Origin of the sequence: Mesorhizobium sp. M7D.F.Ca.US.004.03.1.1, assembly GCF_003998635.1 — a bacterium.
Lineage (GTDB): Bacteria > Pseudomonadota > Alphaproteobacteria > Rhizobiales > Rhizobiaceae > Mesorhizobium > Mesorhizobium loti.
The window spans coordinates 1-481 of sequence record NZ_RZQG01001763.1 but is presented as its reverse complement, the minus strand read 5'-3'; the positions used below and the strand labels follow the sequence as shown (position 1 = coordinate 481).

1 protein-coding gene is annotated in these 481 nt (G+C 63.0%); it reads left to right on the top strand.

The features are described 5' to 3' along the window. Positions 1-4: 4 nt before the first annotated feature. Positions 5-481: NAD(P)-dependent oxidoreductase (locus EN935_RS39910; protein WP_281040432.1), on the top strand; the 477-nt coding region annotated here is incomplete at its 3' end.

The window sequence follows — 481 nt, the reverse complement described above, 5'->3', positions numbered from 1 at the left end:
GGCCCTGCCCTGTCTCAGAGTTATCGCCGTCCATGGCGTGGGCTACGATCCGGTCGACGTTGAAGCCGCAACACGTTCGGGCATTGCAATCACCAACACACCAGGGGCCAATGAAAGGTCGGTCGCGGAGCAGGCGATAGCCCTGTTGTTCGCGCTTGCTAAGCAGGTTGTTGGCGCCGATGCTGCCGTTCGCGCCGGGGACTTCGGTTTTAAGTATTCCGCCGACCTGGTGGAGCTTGCGGGTTTGACGATGGGGCTTGCCGGCTTCGGTCCAATCGGGCAACAGACCGCCGCACTCGGTCGAGCGCTTGGAATGCGCGTGGTCGCGTGCTCCCGATATCAGCCGGATGCCGTGTTCGAGCGTCTAGGGGTAGACAGGCTACCTACACTGGAGGCGGTTCTGCGAGCCAGCGATGCCGTGTCGCTCCACATGCCGGCCAACGACGCCACCCGCAATGCTATCGGTCGCACGCAGCTAGCT